Source organism: Streptomyces sp. NPDC050416 (genome assembly GCF_044458845.1).
GTDB lineage: Bacteria > Actinomycetota > Actinomycetes > Streptomycetales > Streptomycetaceae > Streptomyces.
In genome coordinates, this window is the sequence record NZ_JBITII010000005.1 from 61464 (window position 1) to 84080 (window position 22617).

18 protein-coding genes and 1 pseudogene are annotated in these 22617 nt (G+C 68.8%); 7 read left to right on the forward strand and 12 right to left on the reverse strand.

The window, feature by feature from the left end; genetic code table 11:
* The first annotated feature begins 75 nt into the window (after positions 1–75).
* The 3 genes from ACIBL4_RS16955 (at position 76) to ACIBL4_RS16965 (ending at position 3148) form a co-directional block, all read left to right on the forward strand.
* Complete coding sequence (locus ACIBL4_RS16955; protein WP_399410698.1) at positions 76–1440, forward strand: FAD-dependent oxidoreductase; 1365 nt, start codon at positions 76–78, stop codon at positions 1438–1440.
* A gap of 143 nt (positions 1441–1583) precedes the next feature.
* Complete coding sequence (locus ACIBL4_RS16960) at positions 1584–2078, forward strand: lamin tail domain-containing protein (protein WP_399410700.1); 495 nt, start codon at positions 1584–1586, stop codon at positions 2076–2078.
* 95 nt (positions 2079–2173) lie between these two features.
* The gene (locus tag ACIBL4_RS16965) at positions 2174–3148 is read left to right on the forward strand and encodes an alpha/beta fold hydrolase (RefSeq protein ID WP_399410702.1); all 975 of its coding nucleotides are present in this window, start codon (positions 2174–2176) and stop codon (positions 3146–3148) included.
* Here ACIBL4_RS16965 and ACIBL4_RS16970 read toward each other — a convergent pair.
* The 7 genes from ACIBL4_RS16970 to ACIBL4_RS17000 all read right to left on the reverse strand — a co-directional run bounded on the left by ACIBL4_RS16970 (position 3145) and on the right by ACIBL4_RS17000 (position 12197).
* Positions 3145–4647, reverse strand: a complete 1503-nt coding sequence (locus ACIBL4_RS16970) for an FAD-dependent monooxygenase (RefSeq protein ID WP_399410704.1) — start codon at positions 4645–4647, stop codon at positions 3145–3147. The two genes, ACIBL4_RS16965 and ACIBL4_RS16970, sit on opposite strands and share 4 nt — an antisense overlap.
* Before the next feature lie 86 nt (positions 4648–4733).
* On the reverse strand, positions 4734–5108 hold the full coding sequence (locus ACIBL4_RS16975) for a hypothetical protein (protein ID WP_307173218.1): 375 nt from the start codon (positions 5106–5108) through the stop codon (positions 4734–4736).
* 82 nt (positions 5109–5190) lie between these two features.
* On the reverse strand, positions 5191–5712 hold the full coding sequence (locus tag ACIBL4_RS16980; RefSeq protein ID WP_399410706.1) for a roadblock/LC7 domain-containing protein: 522 nt from the start codon (positions 5710–5712) through the stop codon (positions 5191–5193).
* Positions 5713–5750: 38 nt separating this feature from the next.
* Positions 5751–6614 (reverse strand): hypothetical protein, encoded by an 864-nt coding sequence (locus tag ACIBL4_RS16985; protein WP_399410708.1) that lies wholly within the window; start codon positions 6612–6614, stop codon positions 5751–5753.
* Positions 6611–7015 (reverse strand): hypothetical protein, encoded by a 405-nt coding sequence (locus tag ACIBL4_RS16990; RefSeq protein ID WP_306969873.1) that lies wholly within the window; start codon positions 7013–7015, stop codon positions 6611–6613. The genes ACIBL4_RS16985 and ACIBL4_RS16990 overlap by 4 nt, the downstream gene beginning before the upstream one ends.
* Before the next feature lie 1237 nt (positions 7016–8252).
* Complete coding sequence (locus ACIBL4_RS16995) at positions 8253–10751, reverse strand: PQQ-binding-like beta-propeller repeat protein (protein WP_399410710.1); 2499 nt, start codon at positions 10749–10751, stop codon at positions 8253–8255.
* Between the two features lie 762 nt (positions 10752–11513).
* On the reverse strand, positions 11514–12197 hold the full coding sequence (locus ACIBL4_RS17000; protein WP_399410712.1) for a DUF6338 family protein: 684 nt from the start codon (positions 12195–12197) through the stop codon (positions 11514–11516).
* Between the two features lie 341 nt (positions 12198–12538).
* Between ACIBL4_RS17000 and ACIBL4_RS17005 the strand changes: the two genes are divergently transcribed.
* Positions 12539–13531 (forward strand): caspase domain-containing protein, encoded by a 993-nt coding sequence (locus tag ACIBL4_RS17005; RefSeq protein ID WP_399410714.1) that lies wholly within the window; start codon positions 12539–12541, stop codon positions 13529–13531.
* Positions 13532–13583: 52 nt separating this feature from the next.
* Complete coding sequence (locus ACIBL4_RS17010; protein WP_399410716.1) at positions 13584–13823, forward strand: hypothetical protein; 240 nt, start codon at positions 13584–13586, stop codon at positions 13821–13823.
* Between the two features lie 105 nt (positions 13824–13928).
* On the opposite strand, the gene ACIBL4_RS17015 is transcribed toward ACIBL4_RS17010, so the two are convergent.
* The 5 genes and pseudogenes from ACIBL4_RS17015 to ACIBL4_RS17035 all read right to left on the reverse strand — a co-directional run bounded on the left by ACIBL4_RS17015 (position 13929) and on the right by ACIBL4_RS17035 (position 20882).
* A complete protein-coding gene (locus ACIBL4_RS17015; RefSeq protein ID WP_399410718.1) occupies positions 13929–15854 on the reverse strand; it encodes a hypothetical protein in 1926 nt (641 codons plus the stop codon).
* Between the two features lie 766 nt (positions 15855–16620).
* The gene (locus tag ACIBL4_RS17020; protein WP_399410720.1) at positions 16621–17598 is read right to left on the reverse strand and encodes a toll/interleukin-1 receptor domain-containing protein; all 978 of its coding nucleotides are present in this window, start codon (positions 17596–17598) and stop codon (positions 16621–16623) included.
* Between the two features lie 482 nt (positions 17599–18080).
* Positions 18081–18518 (reverse strand): annotated as a pseudogene (locus ACIBL4_RS17025) (extracellular solute-binding protein); the annotation flags it as partial.
* 336 nt (positions 18519–18854) lie between these two features.
* Entirely contained in the window at positions 18855–20477 is a 1623-nt protein-coding gene (gene groL, locus ACIBL4_RS17030) for a chaperonin GroEL (RefSeq protein WP_399410722.1), read from the reverse strand.
* A gap of 201 nt (positions 20478–20678) precedes the next feature.
* On the reverse strand, positions 20679–20882 hold the full coding sequence (locus ACIBL4_RS17035) for a cold-shock protein (RefSeq protein WP_356924936.1): 204 nt from the start codon (positions 20880–20882) through the stop codon (positions 20679–20681).
* Between the two features lie 365 nt (positions 20883–21247).
* Here ACIBL4_RS17035 and ACIBL4_RS17040 point away from each other — a divergent pair, with 365 nt between their 5' ends.
* Positions 21248–21700: an Hsp20/alpha crystallin family protein gene (locus tag ACIBL4_RS17040; protein WP_399410724.1), complete on the forward strand. Its 453-nt coding sequence runs from the start codon at positions 21248–21250 to the stop codon at positions 21698–21700.
* Positions 21701–21786: 86 nt separating this feature from the next.
* Positions 21787–22449 carry a dienelactone hydrolase family protein gene (locus ACIBL4_RS17045; RefSeq protein WP_399410726.1) on the forward strand — a complete coding sequence of 221 codons (663 nt, stop codon included), beginning with the start codon at positions 21787–21789 and terminating at the stop codon, positions 22447–22449.
* The last annotated feature ends 168 nt before the right edge of the window (positions 22450–22617 follow it).

Below are 22617 nucleotides of genomic sequence, written 5' to 3' on the forward strand. Positions count from 1 at the left end.
GCGTACCAACTTAGGCATGCCTCAGTTTAGGCTTCACGGCGAGATCACTTGTCGCCGCTCGAAGGGAACCTGACCATGCCCCGCCCCCTGCGGGTAGCCATCGTCGGATCCGGCCCCGCCGGGATCTACGCCGCCGACGCCCTGCTCAAGTCCCAGGTGGCCGCCGAGCCCGGCGTGTCCATCGACATCTTCGAGCGCATGCCGGCGCCGTTCGGCCTGATCCGTTACGGCGTCGCGCCCGACCACCCGCGGATCAAGGGCATCATCACCGCCCTGCACCAGGTCCTCGACAAGCCGCAGATCCGGCTCTTCGGCAACGTGGACTACGGCACCGACATCAGCCTGGACGACCTGCGCGCGTTCTACGACGGCGTGATCTTCGCCACCGGCGCGACGGCGGACCGGGCGCTGTCCCTCCCGGGCATCGACCTCGACGGCTCCTACGGCGCCGCGGACTTCGTGTCCTGGTACGACGGCCACCCGGACGTGCCGCGCACCTGGCCGCTGGAGGCGGAGAAGGTCGCCGTGCTCGGCGTCGGCAACGTCGCGCTCGACATCGCGCGCGTCCTCGCCAAGACGGCGGACGAGCTGCTTCCCACGGAGATTCCGCCGAACGTCTACGAGGGTCTGAAGGCCAACCGGGCCAAGGAGATCCACGTGTTCGGCCGCCGCGGCCCGGCGCAGGCGAAGTTCAGCCCGATGGAGCTGCGGGAGCTGGACCACTCCCCCAACATCGAGGTCATCGTCGACCCCGAGGACATCGACTACGACGAGGGCTCGATCGCGACCCGGCGCGGCAACAAGCAGGCCGACATGGTCGCCAAGACCCTGGAGAACTGGGCGATACGGGACGTCGGCGACCGGCCCCACAAGCTCTTCCTGCACTTCTTCGAGTCGCCGGTGGAGATCCTGGGCGAGGACGGCAAGGTCGTCGGGCTGCGCACCGAGCGCACGGAACTCGACGGCACCGGCAACGTCAAGGGCACGAGCACGTTCAAGACCTGGGACGTGGGCGCGGTCTACCGTGCCGTCGGCTACCTGTCCGACAAACTCCCCAAGCTGCCCTGGGACCTCGACTCCGGCACCGTCCCCGACGAGGGCGGCCGGGTCGTGCAGGAGACCGGCGAGCACCTGCAGTCCACGTACGTCACCGGCTGGATCCGGCGTGGCCCCGTGGGCCTCATCGGCCACACCAAGGGCGACGCGAACGAGACGGTGGCCAACCTGCTGGACGACTACGCGAACGGCCGGCTGCACACGCCCGCCTCCCCCGGCCTCGAGGCCGTGGACGCGTTCCTCGCCGAGCGGAACATCCGCTTCACCACGTGGGACGGCTGGTACCGGCTGGACGCCGCGGAGAAGGCGCTGGGCGAGCCCGAGGGCCGCGAGCGCGTGAAGATCGTGGAGCGGGCGGACATGCTGCGGGCCAGCGGCGCCTGACGTCTCACACACCCCGCGGGCGGGTCCGGTGGCAATGTCACCGGACCCGCCCTTATGCGTGCTTGAACCGTGTACGATCCGGATGCTTCACCGAACCATCACATCGCCTTCACCAGAGGGCCATGCAGGGGGGACGAACGTCCATGCGTATACGCCTTGTCGCGGCCACGGCCGTCGCTGCCGGAACACTGACCGCTCTGACGGCGGTTCCGGCCCAGGCCGCCGAGTACGACTCCGCGCTGAAGATCCGCGGTATCCAGTACGACGCTCCCGGGAGCGACTCCAACCGCTGCTCGACGGGGAACACCGACGAGGAGTACCTGACCATCAAGAACTACTCGCGGTCGACGACGGTGAACCTCAAGGGGTACGTCGTGAAGGACGCGGCGGGGAACAAGTTCACCTTCACCGCGAGCCACACCCTTCAGCCGGGTGATTACGTGAAGCTGCGCGGCGGCAACGGGTCCGACTCCGACGCGAACAACGTCGTGTACCGCGACAACTGCAACTTCATGTGGAACAACGACAAGGACACGATCTACGTGTACAAGCCGTCCGGCAGCCGCGCCGACGTGCACTCGTACACCCAGAGCGGGTCCGACAAGGACCGCAACGGGTACATCACGTTCCACGGCTGAGCCTTTGCCGAACCGGCAACAGGCTTGGTGTGCGTCGCGGCGGGCGCTGCATGATCGGTGGACCGAGCGCCCCTTTCCGGAACGCGGGAGGATCCATGCCGCAGACGTCCGCCGTCGACCACACCCATCGCCTGGTGCCTTCACCGGCCGGCCGCCTTCACCTCGTCGAGCAGGGTGACGGGCCACTGGTCCTGCTCCTGCACGGATTCCCCGAGTCCTGGTACGCCTGGCGCCACCAGCTGCCGGCCCTTGCCGCCGCGGGCTACCGCGCGGTGGCCGTCGACGTGCGCGGCTACGGGCGCTCGTCCCGGCCCGCGGAGGTGGACGCCTACCGGATGCTCGAGCTGGTGGCCGACAACGTCGCCGTCGTGGAGACGCTGGGCGAGCGGTCCGCGGTGCTCGTCGGGCACGACTGGGGCGCGACCATCGCCGCGACGTCCGCGTTGGTCCGGCCGGACGTGTTCCGCGCGGTCGCGCTGCTGAGCGTGCCCTACACCCCGCCCGGCGGGCCCAGGCCCAGCGAGGTCTTCGCGCGGATGGGCGGCGAGGAGGAGTTCTACGTCTCCTGCTTCCAGGAGCCCGGCCGGGCCGAGGCGGAGATCGAGCCCGATGTGCGCGGCTGGCTCGGGGGCTTCTACGCGGCACTGTCCCCGGACACGATGCCGGAGGCCGACCCGCATTTCGTGGCGCGCGGAGGCCGGCTGCGCGACCGCTTCCCCGTGGGCCGGCTGCCACACTGGCTGAGCGAGGCCGATCTCGATGTCTACGCCGGGGAGTTCGAACGCACGGGCATGACCGGCGCCTTGAACCGCTACCGGAACATGGACCGCGACTGGCAGGACCTGGCGGACTTCGCCGGTGCCCCCGTCACGCAGCCGTCGCTGTTCATCGGCGGCGGCCTGGACGCGTCCACGACCTGGCTGTCCGACGCGATCGCCGCGTACCCGACCACACTGCCCGGACTGACGGCCTCTCACATCCTCGACGGCTGCGGACACTTCCTCCAGCAGGAGCGTCCCGCCGAGACCAACCGGCTGCTGATCGAGTGGCTGAAGGGTCTTCCCGCCTAGGTTTTCGGGCTGGGCAGCCAGCGGTCGAGGTAGGAGCGCAGGCCCGTGAGGTCGGTGCCGCGGGCGACGTAACCCACGTATCCGTCGGGTCGTACGAGGGCGTGGGTGATGCCGGGCCAGGGACTTTCCGTGCCGAGGCGGTGGACGTCGACCAGGTCGTGCAGCGGCGGAATCCCGGGCCAGGAGCCGGTGAGCAGGAGGTGGTGGCCCGGGCCTGCGATCCGCCGCTGGAGGCCGCGTGGGACATCGGGGAGCCGGTCTCCCGCCCGGGGGCCGCGCGCCGGCCGGGCCGGTCCGGTGGTGGAGACGGGGCCGCGACGGTAGTGGATGCCGAGTTCGGACACCGTGCGGAAGAGACGTGCGCGGGGGCCGGTCGCCCGCAGGAGCAGCGGAGCGAAGAGCGGGGCGAGGTGGGTGCGGGCCAGCCGCGGGGCCGGGTGGCTGCTCGTGCCGACGGTGAAGGCGCGGTCGGTGAGGCGCCGTACGCGGTGGCCGACCGGGGCCCGCTCCGCCTCGTAGGTCTCCAGCAGGTCCTCCGGCGCTTCCCCGCGGCAGACGTGGGCGAGTTTCCAGCCCAGGTTGAGCGCGTCCTGGATACCGGTGTTCATGCCCTGTCCCCCGGCCGGGCTGTGGATGTGCGCGGCATCTCCGGCGAGGAAGAACGGGCCCTTGCGGTAGTGGGCGGCGCCGCGGTTGTGGATGCGGAAGGTCGTCGTCCAGACCGGGTCCCGCAGGGTCAGCCGGTCGGTCGTCCAGTCGTCGGCGATCTGCTGGAGGAGGTCCGGGGTCACGTCGTCGGACCGGGCTCCCGGCGGGTGCGTGGCGATCATCCGCCAGGTGGCCGGGGTGCCGAGAGGGAAGAAGAACAGCAGGCCGGAGGCGGTCATGAAGGTGTGCGCGGCGCCCGGCTCCAGTCCGTCGACCTCCAGGTCGGCCAGCAGGAACGTCTGCGGGTAGGCGTATCCCTCGAACGCGATGCCCGCCTGGTCGCGCACGGTGCTGTGGGCGCCGTCGCAGCCGACGACGTAGCGGGTCCGCACCCTCTCCTCGCCGTCCTCGCCGTGGCGCAGGCGGCAGGTGACGAACTCGCCGTCCGCCTCGGCGCTCACCAGCTCCGCCCCCCGCTCGACGGTGACGTCCCGCGCGGCGAGACCGGCCGTGAGGACCGCCTCCGTCTCCGACTGCGGGAGGAAGAGCAGGAAGGGATACGGCGTGTCGTCGCAGCCGACGTCGAACACCGGCACGTGCAGCACCCGTCCGGGAAAGTGCAGGTGCAGCCGGACCGCCGCGTTCCCCCTGTCGACCAGTTCGTCCGTCACGCCGAACCCGGCCAGCATCTCCAGGGTGCGGGGCTGGATGGCCGGGGCGCGTGACTCCCGCGCACGGTCCAGTGAACGGTCGACGATCCGGAACGGGGTGTCGTACGCGCGGAGCTGGGTCGCGAGTGCGAGTCCGGTCGGGCCCGCGCCCACGACGAGCACGTCCAGGGGTGCCGTCATGGGACCCACCGTAGGCCCGTCTCCCGGCATGCCGGGGCCCTCCGCGACGTGTCCGTGGCGGAGGGCTCCCGTCCGGTGGTGCCGGCTCAGACCTCCAGGTCGTTTTCGATCCGGCGGAGCTGGTGGCGGGCCATCGCCAGGTTCGCTCGGCTCGCGTCGAGCACGAGGTACAGGAACAGTCCGCTGCCGCCGCGGCCCTTGAGCAGGCGGATGAGGTGGTACTGGGAGTTCAGGGTGATCAGGATGTCCTCGATCTCCTCCTTCAGGCCCAGGAGTTCCATGGTGCGCAGCTTGGCCCGTACGACGTCGGTGTTGCCGGCGGCGGCGACCTCCAGGTTGAAGTCCTTGGTGCCGCCGAGGGTGCCGAGCGCCATGCCGCTGGTGTAGTCGACGAGTGCCACGGCCGTCGCTCCGTCGATGGAGCTCAGGCATTCCTTCAGCGCGGTCTCGGTGTTGGCCATGCGGGCGGTTCCTTTCGTTCGGTGTTTCTTCGGCGGGTCGGACGGTTCGGATGGTTCGGGTGGATCGGGTGGTTCGGGTGGCTCAGATGCCGGTCTGCGGGCGCGGCTGGTGGGTGGGCCGCTGCGGCGTGCGTACCGGGAGGGTGCCGATGGGGCGGGCCGTGGCCGGGGGCGCCGCCGCGAGGTGTTCGGCGGGCGCGGGCCGGTCGGCGTGGCGGCCGGTGCCCGGCCCGACGTGCGTGGCCACCAGGTCGGCGATCCGGGCGCCGGCGCGCCGGCCCTCCAGGTGGAGGCGGCCGACGTTGACGCGGTCCTCGGCGAGGAGGGTCAGGACGGCGGTCATCCCGGCCGCGTAGGTGGCGACGTAGCCTCCGGAGCCGCGCACCAGCAGTTCGCGGAAGTCGCCGCGGGCCGCGGCGTCGGTCATGCGGTGGGCGACGCCGAGGGCCGCGGCGGTGAGCGCCGCGAGTCCCTCCGGTTCGGTGTCCGGGACGTCGTGGGCGAGGACGAGTCCGTCGACGGTGGCCGCGAGCGAACCGGTCAGGCGGGGTACGCGGGTGCGGAGCCGACGCAGTTCGTCGAGGACGTCGGTCTCGACGGCCATGAGCAGTCTCCTTTCGGCACGCTGTCGTCGCGCGCGGATCACAGTGCCTCCAAGGCGTGCAGGAGCCGTCGCAGCAGTGCGGTGTCGGGCTCGTCCGGTGCCGTGGGACGAGGGGCGGGGCCCGGCTCGGCGGACACGGGTGCGGGGGCAAGGGCGGTGGCGGGGGCAGAGGCAGAGGCAGGGACGTTGGCGGGGGCGGGGGCGTTGACGGGGGCGGGGCCGGGGACTTTGGGGGCGATCAGCCCGGCGGCGGCCAGGCGGCGGAGTTCCACGAGCGTGTGGAAGGTGCGGCTGGCGAGGGCGGTGGCGATCTGGGCGGCAGTGCGGACACCGTCGACCTGGGCGAGGGTGCGGCCGCGGCGGGCCGGCAGGTCCGCCGGGTCGGTGCCGGGGACGCGGGCGAGCGGGGCGAGGTCGACGGTGGGCTCGGGCCATATGCGGTGCAGCAGTTCACGGCGGCGTCTCGACTCGCGCAGGACGCTGTCCACCGGCACGGGACGGACCGCGCCGAGCCAGTGCGCGGCTCCGGGACGGAAGCGGAGGGCCGGTCCGTCGTAGGCGAGGACGAAGTACGCCGCGTCGAAGAGGGCGCCCAGGTGGCACAGTTCGAGCGCGCCCGCGGCGAGGTGGCCGCTGTCCACCAGTCGACGGCCGACGCGGCACTCGCGGCCGGCCTCGTCGATGGCCTCCCACCAGCCGTCCGGGGCGAGCGCGCCGCTGTGGGTGAGCAGATCGCCGATGTCGGGGGTGAGGGCGGATTCGACATGGACGACATGTCCAGCGGCCAGGTAGACGATCCCCGCCTCGGTCGACAGGGCACCGCTCGCACCCTGGGCGGCGAGGGTGCCGAGCAGGGCCGAGGCCGGCTCGTCCGTGCGTGCGGTCCGGGTCGGCGTGATCATCCGAGCACCAGTCTGTCCGCCATCTCGGCCAGCCGGATGCGGGCCAGGGCGAGGTTGCCCTCCCCGCGGTCGAGCCACAAGTGCAGGAAGACGGTGCTGTCGAAGGTCGTGGTGACGAACCTGAGCAGGTGGTACGAGTCGGTGTTCGTGATGATCAGGTCCTGTACGGGTGGTTCCTTGCCGGACGCTCCGCCCGCGTCGCCGCCGGCCGGGGCGAGCACGCCGCTCTCCGTGGCGAGGCGGGCGAGTTCGGCGGTCTCCGCGGCCGCCGCCTCGAGGTCGCCGCCCGGGGCGTCACCCACCGCGCCCAGGGCGAGACCGCTGATCCAGTCGACCACCGCCGCCCCTCGCGCACCGGGCAGCCGCATGGCCTCCAGCAGACTCTCGTCGATTCCGGGCACGCCGAATCCCCTCCCCTGCACGGCCGTTCCCGCGAACGTGAGCACGACACTACGGAACGTGCTTGGCCCAGGTGAAGGCTTTGGCATTTTCCAAAGGAATGTGCCGTAAGCGAGCGAGAGGTGATCAGGGTCGGACGGAAGCGAGCAGGAAGCGTCGCAGCGCTCAGGGTTGGACACAGGCCAGGTGGCTTGACCCGCGGTCACGTGCGCGAGACCCCCGCGAGGCCCACATCCCCCCTGCAACCAGTCGCTTGTTCGGCAAGCCTTCGCAGGTCGGGATTACAACCTCACTCACCCAGCCGGACACGGGCCACGGACTCGGGCCGACTTCGAATCGGTCGAGGGCCTGATCGAAGCATCGAGTCGGTCAGCCGGAGGCCATTTCGTATCGATTACTGGTCGGACGGCTCGCAGATGGCCAGCGTGGGCCAGGTGAACCGGCAGAACGTGCCCCTGTCGCAGGTTCCGTCCGAAGCAACGTCTTCGGCGCGGACATGCCGACCCAGGTGTGGCTCGGCTACATGTCCGCAGCCCTCCAGGACCAGCCCGTGAAGTCCTTCCGCCCGGCACCGCCACTCGGCCAGGTAGCCGACGAGAACGGAGCGCCGTCCGCCACCCCCTCGGCATCCCCGACGGAGTCGACCTCGAGCACCCCCTCCCCCACCGCTCCCACACCCTCCCCCCTCGCCGACCAGTCCCAGCCTGACCGGAGGTCTCTTCGGCCCGGGAGGCCCCTCCAGAGCCTCTCAGGATGAGGCGCGCAGGCGGCGGATCCGGATCCTTACCGCTCTCATGCACAGAAGTGAAGAAACAATGACGAAACCGCAATAACCTGTGTGCGTTCAGCGACCGTTGTCATTTGTAGGTGCTTGTCAGCGCTGTGAGAGGACCCGCCCTGTCCACGTACGCCCGGGCGCCGCGACGACACCGCGTTCGCCGCGCAATGCCCGTTGCCACCTGGATCGGCTGGACGCCCCTGGACGGTCGTCACGACCCTGGCCGGATGGGACCGTCAGCTCGGATCGGGCGGCTACGGCTGCCGTATTCGCAGGTCAGCAAGTTGCTGCCGCTGGACCACCAGCAGACGAAGAGCCTGCCAGGAACAATCCGACACGGCATCCCCTCCGGGAAGCAGTACCGAGAGCGCTCAGGTCAGGCTTGAACGGGGTATCACTCGGTGACCGGCGGCTCCGGCGGCGGCGAGAAGTAGGGGCATCCGGCCGAGCCGACAAGCGTGTCAGCGGAAGCGAGTCACCTGTCCCGTCCTGTACGCGACGATGACTGCGCCGTCCCTCTGTGCGAGCAGCGAGATGAAGGACGAGTCCGGCAGGGGCAACTGGCGCAGTGTTCCGTCCGGCTTCACGACGGTCACCCACTCCATGCCCTGCACGGCGAGCCAGCGCCCGTTGCCCGAGACCTGCGCGCTCTGGTCGGACAGCAGCATGCGCCCGGCGGGGGAGCCTGCCCGAGTTCCTACGACCTGAAGGACGTGGTCCAGGCCCGAGCGCACCCACACCTGCCCACCCTGAGCCGTCAGCTGGAGCGGACTCCGTGGTGCCGCGAGGCGGGCCACCATGTGCAGGTCGTCGGCGGCCAGTTCCATCACGCGGTCGCCCTGGGCAAGGCTTACGAAGATGCGGCCGTCGCTCGTGGTGATGCCGTACGGAGCGCCTGGCAGAGTTCGCCGCGCCATGAGTCGCCCGTTCTTCACTGAGAGCGCGTCGACGCGGCCGGCCGCCGGTGAGGTCACCACGACACGGTCATCCACCAGCGCCAGGGCACGTGCGCCACCACCGGCGGACTTCGTCCAGAGTGTGCGTCCGGTGCGCAGATCGACGCGGCCCACGCGGCCCGACAACCCCGAGACGTAGTACGCGGCCGTACCTCGGACGATCAGATCGTCGACGAAGTCGTCGAACTTGACGACGGCACGGTCGGTGGGCTCGTCGAAGTCCAAACGCATCAGCGCACGGCCGGCCACCACGGCGTAGGCCGTGTTCGAGGCCTGGTCTTGGACGACGGTCGTCACCGCAGCCCCGTAGCTGATGGTTTCGGAGTCGTCGATGGCGTCACCGAGCACGGTGCTGAAGGTCGCTGTCATCACTCCCATGGCCAGCCAGGGCCACAGCCATTTCCTGCGCCACCACAAGCGGTAGACGGGCGCCTCGCCGGGCCCGTGGATCTTCACGCGCGGGGCCGGGCGCCTGGTGGGAGGGGCTGGCTGTCCGCTGTCGCCTGACGGATTCCGCGCGTACGCGACGTAGGCGTCGACCGTCTGGCGCAGGTCGGCCCCATGAGCGCTCTGCGCTCCTGTGACGGCCAGCGCGGCGACCTCCACGGCCGCCTCGTAGCTCACATCGTTGGGCGCCCGCCCCACCACGACCACGGGGGATCCGAAGGGAACAGTGACGGCCAGCACCTCGGTGCCTGGTCGGGAGCGGTCCACAACGGACCAGTCGATGCGCAGCGCATGTGCGAGCGCCGCCAGCCGCAGGCGCTGTTCGCGGCGGCCCGTCGGAGGCAGTACGAAGATCGTGCGCCCCAGGGCACCGGCCTGGCGGATCTGCTCGATCTCCCACAGCAAGGAGGTCGATCGGCCGACCGTCACACAGACGAGCCGGGAGCGGCCGAGGAGTTCGCGCACCCCCTCCTTCCAATCGTCCATAGAGAAGCTGCGCCGCGCCGCTCCCAGAGGAGGGGGGAGCTTCTCTCCCACCTGGCTGAGGGTCTCCACCGGTCCGTGCATCGCGAGGGCGGAGGCGGCGACCTCCTCGAAGCGTTCGAACCGCCGCATACAGAGCCGCTCGACGACGGATGCGCGATCCAGCCGACGGGCACGGAGGACTCGGCGGTCATCGGCGAAGGAGCGCAGCATCAGTGTGGGTGGGCGCCGGTCCTGTTCGACCTGGCGCCGCAAGGAGCGCATGCCCAGCCGCCGTACCAAGGTGAACGGAACCAGGGCCAGCAACAGCATCACGACGCCTGCGACCCTGACCACGGTCCCGAAGCCGGTCGCCACGTAGTCGGACGATACGGGGCTGGTGCCCATGGCCTGAAGGTCCGCCCCCAGTACCACGAGTAGCATGCCGGCAGCGGCGACCGTGACCGTCACCAGCAGCCCGAACAGGGCAAGGAGTCGCCCGCGCCCCCTGAAGACGGCGGGCCGCCAACGACCGGGATGCCGTCTGCGCAACAACCACTCGACGGTCAGGACGCCCGCCACGGCGCTGACGGCGACACCCACGGTCGCCCACACGCCCAACGAGAGCTGCTCGGTCAGGCGCACCGTCCAGGCATACACGCAGAACCTGACGAGAACCGCCGCAGTGCTGCGGGCCAGTCTCAGGTCCACCAGCTGATCGACGCGGAAGACGCCGTCCTCGCGCGGCCGGGAGAACCTGGACCGGAGTCGGCGCCAACTGGCGGGGTCGAGCACCAGAACCAGCAGCCCGAGCGCCAGCGGCAGTCCCAGGGCAACACTCATGGCCTCTGCGTTCAAGGCTGTCCGTGTGGTGCTCTGGCGCCACGTCAGCGCCGGAAGGTCCGGGGCAGAGGTGATCCGCGGCCGTTGCAACCGGAGCAGGTCGGTGATCAACTCCTGCGTGGCTCGGGCAGCTTGGGGTCGGCTGACTTGCGCGAAGACAGCCACGGCGGTACGGCCTTGGACGAACACCGCGCAAGCGGAGGCGTAGTTTGCGCCGTGCTCGAGGAATCCCGCTCTGTCGGCCCCGGCCACGCTGAAGCCCTCGGACGGGGAACATGAGCCCTTCGCCTGCGTCCGTGCGAAATCGGCTCGGCGCATCTCCAGACCTCTGACCCCGACGGAGCTTCTCGCGTCCGCGGCCTCCCAGGTCCGCTGCCATGCACCCACGACCGTCATGTCCCGCACGTCAGCGCGGAGCCGACCGGTCCCGACGAAGAGGGAGGTGTCAGGGGGCCCGTTCTGCATGCTCAGCCAGACGTCGCTCTCACGCGTGGGCAGATCCGAGGCCGTGAGGAGCCGCTGAGCGACGGCGGGCGTGGAGTACGGCGGAACGACCGTCCTGACAGGGGGTGGGGCCCACTCTCGCTGCCAGAAGACCGCTGCGGCAGCCAGGAGCAGCGACACCAACGCGAGCGCCCGCCAACCCGCCCACCGCATCCGATACCGCCACATGCCAGCCCCCCGATCGGATCCCAACCATTCAGATCCTCAGCCCGTGAGGAGACTTTGACAGCTTTGTCCTGGGCGTGGGTGAGGTTGGGTAAACTGGGCACAAGCCGCGCGACAGCCGAGTCGACCACGGGGTGCCACAGCCGGGACGCCAGTGCTGCGGCGGTGCAGTCAGTAGGCTGGCTGCAGAGCTGGACACTTCACGATCTGGCAGCGCGTGCGCATGACCGTCAGGGAGTCTGCCCATGGTCGAGAGGCTGAGTGCGTCCCAGGAAGACTGTCCGAAGAAGCCGGGAGATCGTCAGGGGAACCCTTCCGAACCGGGCGGGGGCCGGGGGCACAGGACTACGAGGCAACCGAGGAGGACGCCGGCGCCCCCTCCCCCTCCCCCTCCCCCTCAGCGGCCGGAGGGTAGCTGACGAACATGGTCACGATCCGGCGCGCTGAGACGCATGCCGAGCCCCACGGGAGGTCTCGTGTCTCCAGCGCCCCGGGCGCCCGGTACTTGAGCGGCTCGACCAGGACCAGGTCCCTGTCCGACAGGTCGTCGGAACTCACGTTGAACGACGCGAGTCGACCCTCTATGTATGAACCGTCCTCCAGGACGCAGCCGACGAGCGGGTCCTCCCCCGGGAACCACTTATGGAACATGACCCACCACGCCGACATCGCCGAGGAATGCGGTACTCCTGCTGTCATCGCCGCCGCCACCGCCGCCAGGGCACAGGCCGCGGACAGCAGGCCACCTGCCCACCAGAAGAGTTCGACGTAGTGCACTTGCGCATAGGGAGTGCCCTCCCGTACCAGCCGCCCCACGTCCGGGGTATGACCGGGCATCACTCCGCGCAGTACCGCGAAGGCAACCAGCACTGCCAGCTCGGTGAGAACGCTGCAGAAGACCACCGTGCCCGTCTCACGAAAGGGTGTCGGGCGACGCTCGCTGCCTTGGCGCTCGCGGACGATGACGAACGTGAGGCCCGGCAACAGCAGGACCACGAGAAGGATGAGACCCGTGATGGTTGTCGGCACGACAGATCCCTGTGCTACGGAAGCGGGCGGGAGGATTACCGTATCGTGCTGGTCCAGTGCCGTAGGGCGTTCGTAGAGGCAGCTCGCCGCCAGCGGATGACTGCGGCGGGTTTTGAACCACTTTGATCAATTCCGGCCCAACCGGGGAGTGGCGCCAGTAGCGTGAATGACCAGCTCGCCGGGCCGGCCGGTGGCGTCGATCTCAAAGGCGCACACCCCTGAGGACGGCGCTGACATGTTCTCCACCGAAAGCAAGCCCCCTCCCCGGCACCTGTGAGCATCCGGTCTCTCGTGGGCCGACGTGGACATCCAGCACTTGGTCGATTCGCTTGAGGAGTGCCATGCGTAAGGCGCTGATCATTGGTATCGATTACTACGATCACCTGGACCTGCTCACCGGGTGCGTCAACGACGCATTCGCTGTCAGGGCGACCGTGGAACGCAACTCGGACGGCACTCTGAATTTTCCGTCCCCTCAGGTCATGACCGGAACCAATGCCGAACGGAGAGTGCTCAAGAGGGACCTCAAGGAGGCGGCCCGGAAGCTGTTCGCGGACGACTCCGACATTGCATTATTCTATTTCGCCGGGCACGGATACATCGAGGATACCGGTGGCTTTCTCTGCGCGAGCGATTCCGAGACCGGGGACGACGGACTGTCCCTGGCCGAACTCATGCAACTGGCGAACAAATCTCGTTCCAGGAACAAAGTCATCATTCTCGACAGCTGTCACAGCGGCGCGGTGGGAAGCAGTGCGACAACCTCCGGCCTCGCTGAGATATCCGACGGGGTCACCATCCTGACCGCGTCGACTGCCGAGCAGGAGTCCTACGAGACACCCGGTGGCGGTGCGGGTGTCTTCACAAGTCTGTTCGTGGACGCGCTGAACGGCGCGGCTGCCAATCTCGTGGGGGACATCACGCCCGGCAGTGTGTATGCCCACATCGATCAATCGCTCGGCCCGTGGGCGCAGAGGCCGGTCTTCAAGACGAACGTCAAGACGTTCGTCTCGCTGCGGAGATCCGAGCCTCCGATCGCTCTGGCGGATCTCCAAGCGCTGACCACGCACTTCCCGTCACCGGACTCCAAGTTCCAGTTGGACCCGTCGTTCGAGCCGGAACGTTCCCCGGGGGAAGAGGACGACGATTCGATCCCGCCACCCGACCCTGCTCGCACGGCCGTCTTCGCCGTGCTGCAGCGCTATGTGAAGGTCAACCTGGTCCGGCCGGTCGATGCTCCTCATATGTGGCATGCCGCGATGCAGAGCAAATCATGCGAGTTGACTGTACTGGGGCAACACTATTGGTCGCTTGTGAATAAGGGGTTGATTTAAGGTGCCGGTACACTCCGAAGACTCATCGAGGGCACACGACATAGATGAAATAATGGAGGAGCTGGCCAGTGTGGAGCATGAGAGGTGGTCTCACTGGCAGCGCTACCTTCACTCTCGGTGTTCACGCCAGAGCGACGGTTCGCTCACCATTCCCGCGGAACTGGTCCTGCGCTGGGAATCGCAGATGGACACTCCGTACGCCGAACTATCGGAGGCGGAGAAGGAGAGCGACCGCGAGCAGGTCCGCCGCTACCTGCCCGTCATCACGAAGATACTCGGGCCGCCGGTCTGATCATCACCCCGGAGGACGTGACATGAAGCCGGCCGACCTCCCCTTCCCGAGCGCTCTTCAGCAAGTCCGAGTGTTTCGGGTAAGTCCAAGTAGTCCAGAGTCAGGTCACGCAGGTCGCCGGGCCCGAGTGCTCGCCGCAGAAGTGGAGTGTCTGGTGAGAGCCTCGCGGGCCTCGCCCCACGCCATCGCGTAGGTGAACTCGGTGCGTCGGCGTGCTCCCCAGACATGCCATTCGGTTCCGTCGGTGTTGAGCAGGACAAGACGACCGCTCACATCGTCTCTGTGCGCACGCAGTCCGTCGAAGCGCGAGTGCTGCTGAGTACCGAGGCCTCTCACCGTCTGGGTCGCGTCGATGAACTGATGCCATCGGCGGCTCAACTCGTGCCGAGGCAGCGGTGCGAGGACGAGGGCGACAGGCGTCGACGGATTCCTGTCCAGGATCTTCAGCTCGTCCCGCAAGCCATCGTTAATGGACTCCGGCGTGGCGCCCACCACGACGAGCCGGGATTCGAGCACAGCGGACTCGATCTCCGCCTGCCAGTTCTCGCCCAGCCTCATACGGGCCGCGCCGATGTCGGCCCTGCTTCTGGTGTCCGCGGGGTGGGAGGCGGCGATCACCGGGCCCAGAGCCCAGACGTGCCGGACGGTGATCTCCTCGAAGGGCTGGCGCCAGGCAAAGCTTGCCCGCTCAAGCACACTCGTCCGCGCGATAGCGCTCGACGGCATCGTGGCCGAGTCGTCGGTGAAGCTGCGCAGGTAGAGCACGGGCGGCTCCGCGCTTTCCTCCTGGGCGGTCTCGGCGTCCTTCAGTGCGTAGGAGCGGCCCAGCCTGCGGACCAGCACTCCGACGACCATCAGCAGCCCCGACACCAATATCACCGCGCTGCCCGCCCCAAGACCGACGACCGCCAGGACCAAGAAGACCATCAGCTGCCCGAAGGACTCCACTTGCAGGTAGCGGCTGGTGGGCAGACCCCCGTCGATCAGGGGTGAATTCCCGAGGCCGGACAACTGGGCGACGTAGAAGAGGAAGAAGACGGCGAGTCCTGCCGCGTAGAGCACAAGGCTTGCCAGGCCGCAGGTGCGCACCACCCATGCGTGTCCGCCTCGTACGTCCCAGCGGCCGCGCACGGGCCGCGGCTGCCAGGCCCGCTTCAACAGGCCGCTGCGGCCGGGAAGAAGCCAGCCTCCGATGAAGGCGATGGTCAGCATGACGATCGGCTCGTGGGTCAGGTTGCGTGTGGCGAGAAGGAGGAACAGCACGAAGAAGCCGAAGACGCGGAACACCGCCCGCACGCGGACCAGCACGGCGAGCTTGAGGGCCGGGCGTGACACGTTCCGCCACGCGGGGTCTTCGCGCCGGACGCGGTAACGACGCCACACGTGCCGGGTGCGGATCACGCGCCAGGGGAGGATGTAGAGGAGATAGCCCGCCGCGGGCATCGTCAGCAGCGCAACCATGCCCCGGGAGTACTCCGGCGCCTTCAGCTCAGCCCTCTCGCCGGGGAGGAGTTCGGTCTGCCGGGCGGCCATCGCGGTGACGGGTCGGGGCAGTGCGTCGCGGCGCCCCTCGGCCGGCGTCCGCAAGGACACCCGCACCGCACGATTGCCCTGGGCGAACAGCGCTGCCCGGCTTCGTGCGCCGCTGACGTAGCGCACCTCGGGGGTGAGCCAGACACCCGGCAGCGCGCGCAAGTTCGTGGCGCGCTCGAAGAAGTCGGGGTCGAAGACGTCGAACCATACGAGTGTGGCCGCGTCCCTCGCATCGGAGCAGCGCCACACCACTGCCTGGGCTTCCTCACCGCTCTGAGAGCGCCATGTGCGCTGCCAGCCCTGGCACACGTCCAAGAGCCACTTCGTCTCCGTCTCTCCCTCCCACGGCCCCTCGGAGACCAGCCGGTGGGAAGGACCCAGCCCGGGGTCCCTGATGACCAGGGAGGAGAGTGACGGAGGGGCGTCACGCGTCGTCGGACGCGGGGCCGCGGCGTGGGCGCTGCTCTGCCCGACGGCTCCGGCCAGCAGCAGAAGCATCAGTAGGAATCCGGGTGACAGCAGAGCACGTCTGCCTGGATGGCGCGACGGTGGCGTTCCGGGCGGGAACAGCGGCCTGCTGTGTCTACGACGTGTGGTGATGTTGGTGTGCGCCATTCGTGTTCGCGCCTTCGCCGTCGTGGGCCTCGGGCGTGAGCCGATGCCCACCTCCCTTACAGAGAGTCGACGCTAGGCCCGGGAGAGGGTGCCGCAGGGTGCCTAGCCCAGAAACGGCGTCGGTCCCGGGGAAGAAGTACGTCAATGCGACGACGTGAGGGCAGACGCCGGACTGAGCTCTGCCAAGAGGGGTCGAAGGTGCTACGCACCACGGCTGCGCGGGAGGCGTCGCACGGCTGGCGTTGACCCACCGCCGCGGGGGCGCGGTGGACAGCACCGGGGGCGGGGCGTGGGTTCGGTCGACAGGGGATCCGGATGGCCTCCGGCACCCCGGGCGCCCGCCGGACGATGGCGGTCAGGACCCGGCGTACGTGGATGTCGCCGGTCCACTGCTTCCATCACTCCTGGTGAAGCTGGCCGCTTTCCGGGACCCATCCATGCCCTGCGCGGCCGGGCGGACGATCGCAACACGCTCCCCGTGCGGTACGTGCTCGTCAGTCCTACCTGTCCTGCGAACGCACTCATGCCCTGACGGCCTCCGCGACTTCGACGCCGAGGCCCTTACCCGCCGCGCAAACCACTCTGGTCCGGTGGCCGTTGGCTTGGGCGGGATCGTCGCCGTGCGCATGCCCCCTGATCGTGTTGCCTATTACAGTTCGCGCTTGCGGTTGCGCCAGGCATGGACTCCAGGAAGCAGTGACGAGTCTTCACCGACGCCCCGTCCTTCCAGTACTCCCTGGACGTTGTCAAGGAAGCCGGCGGCGAAGCGACGCTGCCATGCCCAGAGGGCAGGCAGGCTCACGAAGGACAGACCCCCGGTGGGCCCGGCAAGAAGGAGGGATGCGCCGGCGATGGCTCCGGCCTTGACGGCTGGTAGTTGCAGTACCACGGTGGACCGGCCGGGATCGGCATCGATCACCTTTGCGGTGACTGGGCGGCCGCGGCGGGCATGGAACATTACCTGTGCGGCTTCGGGGCTGGTTTCGATGATCGGGTAGCGCAGCAGCTCGACGGCGCCTGTCAAGGCGTCGAACGCTCGGCGTCTGGACGCCTGCAGAGTCCGTTCATAGCGCTTGGTGGTGAGAAGCGTGAACTCGTTGGGTGGTGTCGCATCTGGTTGGGGGGCCGGGACGACAGCATGGTTCTCGAGGCTCTCCAGGAGACGGCCGAAGTCGTAGGGCCAGTCTTCGGTAGCCAATCTGACGGCCTGCAGATATGCCAGGCGCTGAAGGGAAGGCGGCATCAGGTCCGCGGCGGGCATTGTTGCGCCTTCGACAAGTACTGGAATGAGAGCGATGCCGTTTCGTAGAGCGGTCTCCAGTTCCAGACGGACCAGGTCGTCCGGATCGTCCAGCCGTCGCCCCCCTTCGGCGTCCCGGTTGGCCAGCCACTGTGGCCCGACTACCGCAATCATTGCGCGGGAGGTGGCGAGGGCCTGTTTCAACTGGACGACGTAGTTCTGGGCGGACAGATTGGAATCGATGTCCAGGTAGACCCGGTCCTTTCCGAAGTACCTGCGTAAATCCGCGGCGAGTCGCCCGGTCGATACGGCAGAGTCCGAACGACGGTAAGAGACGAAAATGCCCCACTCCATTTCGTGGAGCGTCTTGGTTTGTGTTTCGTGCACGGGTTCCCCCCACCGACGGCGACGTCTAAGCCGGCTCCTGCAGGCGTCTGTGGGCAGCCTTTATGACCAGCACCCCGCTCAACAAGGGAGCGGAGGAGCGCAAAGACGGCGCACAGGGGCGGGAGGCACGCTGACAGCCCCGATCAGTGCAACCCGCGGGAGCGTGGGCCGCGACGCCGCGTGCGGGAGGAATGCCTCAGCCACAGGGGGATCACGCACGCCCACAGGATGGGTGCGCACCTACCAGGCCAGGGCCCACACGCCCATGAATGTGCAGAGGAGCGGGCAGGAGGCGTACGGGACCGATCCGAAGCGAGCAGGACCTGTCCCGTCGGTCTCCCCTGACTACGGACAGGTGCCGCGGTAGTACAGACACCGGGAAGCGATGCGTGGAAAGGACTCCGAAGCCGGCTGGCACGGGTGGAAGAGGCGGCCTTCCAGGACCGCGGTGGCGGACATCAGGGCGAGGTCGGCGTGGAGTTGCTGGACGCCCAGAGCATGAACTTCGATGCGGCGTCGGCCTTCTTGGTGGTCTTCGGCATCGCCCACGCCCAGGCCCACAGCCAGCCGCTGCTCTTGGTCCTGACCGTGGGCGCGTACGCGTAGCCGATCTTGCCCGCGGCCTTGCTGCTGCTCGGGTCCTCCAGGGAACCGGCCGCGCTGGTGGCGTCGTACCACATGGCGACCTTGCCCTGGCTCATCCCGTTGAGGCACTCGGTGAACCCGGCCTGCGGAGCGCCCGCCTCACCGTGCTTGCGCACCAGGTCGACGTAGAACTTCGTGGCCTCCTTGAAGCCGCCGGTGTTGACCTGGGGCTTCCAGTCCTTGGTGAACCAGGTGCCGCCGAAGGTGTTGACCATGCTGGTCAGAGGCGCACCGAGTTCGCCACAGCCGGGCAGACCGCGCAGGCAGATGCCCTTGAAAACTTATGTGGATCTATCGTCCGGCTGTCTCACTGGGGCGCCCGGGGCGTGCGGAGTGCGTCGTCGCGGACCAGACGCCGGTGCCGTGACAAGAGGTCAACGTGCGTACGCGCGGGGCTGCAGTCGTCGGCCGACGGCCGTCCGCGAGCTTGCAGCCGCGGCCAGGTGGCGGACGAGCCAGAGCCGGACGGTCAGGCTGGTCCGGCGGCCAGGACTGCCGATGATCCCGCCACCTGCCACAACACGCGTTGCTGCCCAGTGGGAACGACCGAAGCCGTTCCCACTGGGCAGTCCTGGCTCGATGAATGCCGGGCGCGGCCGCGCCCGGCATCGTCAGAAGTCGGCGCCGGCTCCCGCAGTCGCCGGTTCCTTCTCCTCCTCCGGCTTGTCGGCGACGACCGCCTCGGCGGTGAGGAACAAGCCCGCGATGGAGGCCGCGTTCTGCAGGGCGGAGCGGGTCACCTTCGCCGGGTCGATGATGCCCTCGGCCAGCATGTCGACGTACTCGCCGGTCGCCGCGTTCAGGCCGCGGCCCTGCGGCAGAGAGCGCACCTTCTCCACCACCACGCCGCCTTCCAGCCCGGCGTTGGCGGCGATCTGGCGCAGCGGGGCGCTCAGCGCGCGGCGCACCATCTCCACGCCGGTGGCCTCCTCGCCCTCCGCGTCCAGCTTGTCGAACGCGGTCTCGGCGGCGTGCAGCAGCGCCACCCCGCCGCCGGGCACGATGCCCTCCTCGACGGCCGCCTTCGCGTTGCGGACCGCGTCCTCGATGCGGTGCTTGCGCTCCTTGAGCTCCACTTCGGTGGCGGCGCCGGCCTTGATGACCGCGACACCGCCGGCCATCTTCGCCAGGCGCTCCTGGAGCTTCTCGCGGTCGTAGTCGGAGTCCGTGCGCTCGATCTCGGCACGGATCTGCTGCACCCGGCCCTCGATCGCCCTGCCGTCACCGGCACCCTCAACGACGGTCGTGTCGTCCTTGGTCACGACCACCTTGCGGGCCCGGCCCAGCACGTCGAGCGTGGCGTTCTCCAGCTTCAGGCCGACCTCTTCCGAGATCACGGTCGCGCCGGTCAGGACCGCCATGTCACCGAGCATGGCCTTGCGACGGTCGCCGAAGCCCGGGGCCTTGACGGCGACGGACTTGAAGGTGCCGCGGATCTTGTTGACGACCAGGGTCGCCAGCGCCTCTCCCTCGACGTCCTCGGCGATGACCAGCAGCGGCCGGCTCTCCTTCATGACCTGCTCCAGCAGCGGCAGCAGGTCCTTGACGGCGGTGACCTTGGAACCGACGAGCAGGATGTACGGGTCTTCCAGGACCGCTTCCATGCGCTCGGGGTCGGTGACGAAGTACGGCGAGATGTAACCCTTGTCGAAGCGCATGCCCTCGGTGAGCTCCAGCTCCAGACCGAAGGTGTTGGACTCCTCGACGGTGATCACGCCTTCCTTGCCGACCTTGTCCATGGCCTCGGCGATCATGTCTCCGATGACCCGGTCACCGCCCGCCGACACGGCCGCGGTGTTGGCGATCTCCTCCTTGGTCTCCAACTCCTTGGCCTGCGCGAGCAGTTCGCCGCTGACCCGCTCGACGGCGAGTTCGATGCCCCGCTTGAGGGCCATCGGGTTGGCGCCGGCGGCGACGTTCTTCAGCCCCTCCCGCACCAGGGCCTGGGCCAGCACGGTCGCGGTGGTCGTCCCGTCACCGGCGACGTCGTCCGTCTTCTTGGCGACTTCCTTGACCAGCTCGGCGCCGATCTTCTCGTACGGGTCCTCGAGTTCGATCTCCTTGGCGATGGACACACCATCGTTGGTGATCGTGGGGGCGCCCCACTTCTTGTCCAGGACGACGTTGCGGCCCTTGGGGCCGAGCGTCACCTTGACGGCGTCCGCGAGCTGGTTCATGCCGCGCTCGAGGCCGCGCCGCGCCTCCTCGTCGTACGCGATGATCTTCGTTGTCATCGTCTCCTCCACACCGATCCATACATCGATGCCGGTGGACCCGGGTGACGTCCGCGACGCCCGCCCGCACGGCTGCACACTGCCGCACGAGCCCGCCACCCGACCCAGCCGCTGGCACTCTCGACCGGAGAGTGCCAGCTCTTGATTTAACACCTTCTCCCTGACCGGGCAAGCGCCTCCAGACGGCTGGCCGGGCGCTGGTCATGCCGGTCGGATGTTCTCGGCCTGCGGTCCCTTCTGGCCCTGCGTGACGTCGAACTCGACCTTCTGCCCCTCGTGCAGCTCACGGAAGCCCTGAGCGGCAATGTTGGAGTAGTGGGCGAAGACGTCGGGTCCGCCGCCCTCCTGCTCGATGAAGCCGAATCCCTTTTCGCTGTTGAACCACTTCACGGTGCCCTTGGCCATGGCCTGCTCCTTTGCGGAAACCCGGCTCGCACTGTGCGGGCCCGGGAGGTGATCGCCCTGGTCCGGAGAGGCGCTGAACAGCAAGAACGCCCATGATCGTGATCACGGGCGAACGGGACTTCGGAACCACGACTGCTGGAATAACGACGCTACACCGCGCGGTCGGCGGCCGCTAACGGCGCGGCCGTCCTGTTGATTCCCGTACGAGGCCGTCTTGTTGGTCCCCATACGAGGACGGCACGTGGAATATCTGGCCTTATGCGCGGATTATGGATAGTGGAGGTCCCGGTCAGGGGGACTTCCGGAACGCGAGACGGCCGTGGCGTGCCACGACCGAGGCGCCTTTCGGAAGGAGATGATCGGATATGGCGCTTCCCGTGCGACGTGAGCAGCGCAGCCCGGTATGGGACCCCTTCAGGGAGTTCCAGGACCTGTATCAGCGGATGGGGCAGCTGTGGCAGTCCGCGGTTCCGGGCGGTGGCGGCCTGCTCAGTGAGACCTGGGCGCCACTGGCCGACCTGGAGGAGACCGACGACGCGTACGTCGTCGAAGTCGACCTGCCCGGAGTGAAGAAGGACGACATCACCGTCGAGCTGAACGCCGGCGAACTCACCGTGCACGGCGAGATCAAGGAAAAGGAACGCACCGGCGTGCTCCGCAGCCGCACCCGGCGCACCGGCCAGTTCGACTACCGGGTGACCCTGCCGCAGGACACCGACGAAGAGCGCATCACCGCCGAGCTCGCCGACGGCGTGCTCACCGTCAAGGTCCCCAAGGCCGAGAAGGCCAAGCCGCGGCGTATCGAGATCACCAGCTGACCACGCCCCGTCCACACCACCGAGCCCGCCCCCGGTGGGCGGGCTCGCTCCGAGACCAAGCAACAAGCGCCGTGTGGAGGCAACAGATGATCTCCGACTTGGTGTTGGTGCCCGCAGAGGGGGCTCCTCTCGCCGGTGACCTGGTCGTGCCCGGTCCGGTACGGTCGGTCGTCCTCATCGCCGAGGGCAGCGGCAACTCCCGTAACAGCACGCGCGACCGCGCCATCGCCGGCGTGTTCCACCGTGCGGGCATGGGCACGCTGCTCCTGGACCTCCTCACCGAACGCGAGAAGCGGGACGACGCGCGCTCGGCCCGGCACCGCTTCGACATCCCGTTCCTCGCCCGGCGACTGGTGTCCGCCATCGACTGGCTGCAACAGCGGCCGGACACGGCGAACGTCCCGGTGTGCCTGTTCGGCGCCGAGACCGCCGCGGCGGCGGTTCTGCTGGCCGCCGCTGAACGGCCGGAACGGATCTCGGCCGTGGTGTCCCGGGGCGGGCGGCCGGACCTGATACACGACGACCTGGACCGGATCCAGGCCCCGGTGCTGTTCATCGTCGGTGGCGACGACGAGACGGACGTGCGGCTCGGCCAGGAGGCAGCGGGAAAGCTGAAGGCGCCGAGCGAGATCCATGTCGTCCGCGGTGCGACACACCTGTTCCTGGACCCACGGCTCCTGGAGGAAGTCGCGACAGCGGCTCGCGACTGGTTCGCCTCTCACCTGGCGAGGGAACGGCATTTGGCCTGACCCGCACGAGCGGTCGGTTCCTTTCCGCCGGCCGGACGAGTGCCGCGGCGCTCGGTCAGCCGGGGCACCAAGCGCCGCAAACTGGCCGTACTGGCATCGAGCAGCCGGCTACGCAGCGATCGCCTCGGCGGCGGGAGGGGCAATCGAGTCCGCTGGGAGTAGATCTTC

Excerpts from the sequence above, each read along its gene's own strand:
- groL (WP_399410722.1), bottom strand. The coding sequence starts at position 20,477 with ATGACAACGAAGATCATCGCGTACGACGAGGAGGCGCGGCGCGGCCTC.
- ACIBL4_RS16955 (WP_399410698.1), top strand. The coding sequence starts at position 76 with ATGCCCCGCCCCCTGCGGGTAGCCATCGTCGGATCCGGCCCCGCCGGG.
- ACIBL4_RS17005 (WP_399410714.1), top strand. The coding sequence starts at position 12,539 with ATGCGTAAGGCGCTGATCATTGGTATCGATTACTACGATCACCTGGAC.
- ACIBL4_RS16965 (WP_399410702.1), top strand. The coding sequence starts at position 2,174 with ATGCCGCAGACGTCCGCCGTCGACCACACCCATCGCCTGGTGCCTTCA.
- ACIBL4_RS16980 (WP_399410706.1), bottom strand. The coding sequence starts at position 5,712 with ATGGCCGTCGAGACCGACGTCCTCGACGAACTGCGTCGGCTCCGCACC.
- ACIBL4_RS17040 (WP_399410724.1), top strand. The coding sequence starts at position 21,248 with ATGGCGCTTCCCGTGCGACGTGAGCAGCGCAGCCCGGTATGGGACCCC.
- ACIBL4_RS16960 (WP_399410700.1), top strand. The coding sequence starts at position 1,584 with ATGCGTATACGCCTTGTCGCGGCCACGGCCGTCGCTGCCGGAACACTG.
- ACIBL4_RS16970 (WP_399410704.1), bottom strand. The coding sequence starts at position 4,647 with ATGACGGCACCCCTGGACGTGCTCGTCGTGGGCGCGGGCCCGACCGGA.
- ACIBL4_RS17010 (WP_399410716.1), top strand. The coding sequence starts at position 13,584 with ATGGAGGAGCTGGCCAGTGTGGAGCATGAGAGGTGGTCTCACTGGCAG.
- ACIBL4_RS17045 (WP_399410726.1), top strand. The coding sequence starts at position 21,787 with ATGATCTCCGACTTGGTGTTGGTGCCCGCAGAGGGGGCTCCTCTCGCC.
- ACIBL4_RS17015 (WP_399410718.1), bottom strand. The coding sequence starts at position 15,854 with ATGCTTCTGCTGCTGGCCGGAGCCGTCGGGCAGAGCAGCGCCCACGCC.
- ACIBL4_RS16985 (WP_399410708.1), bottom strand. The coding sequence starts at position 6,614 with ATGATCACGCCGACCCGGACCGCACGCACGGACGAGCCGGCCTCGGCC.
- ACIBL4_RS16975 (WP_307173218.1), bottom strand. The coding sequence starts at position 5,108 with ATGGCCAACACCGAGACCGCGCTGAAGGAATGCCTGAGCTCCATCGAC.
- ACIBL4_RS17035 (WP_356924936.1), bottom strand. The coding sequence starts at position 20,882 with ATGGCCAAGGGCACCGTGAAGTGGTTCAACAGCGAAAAGGGATTCGGC.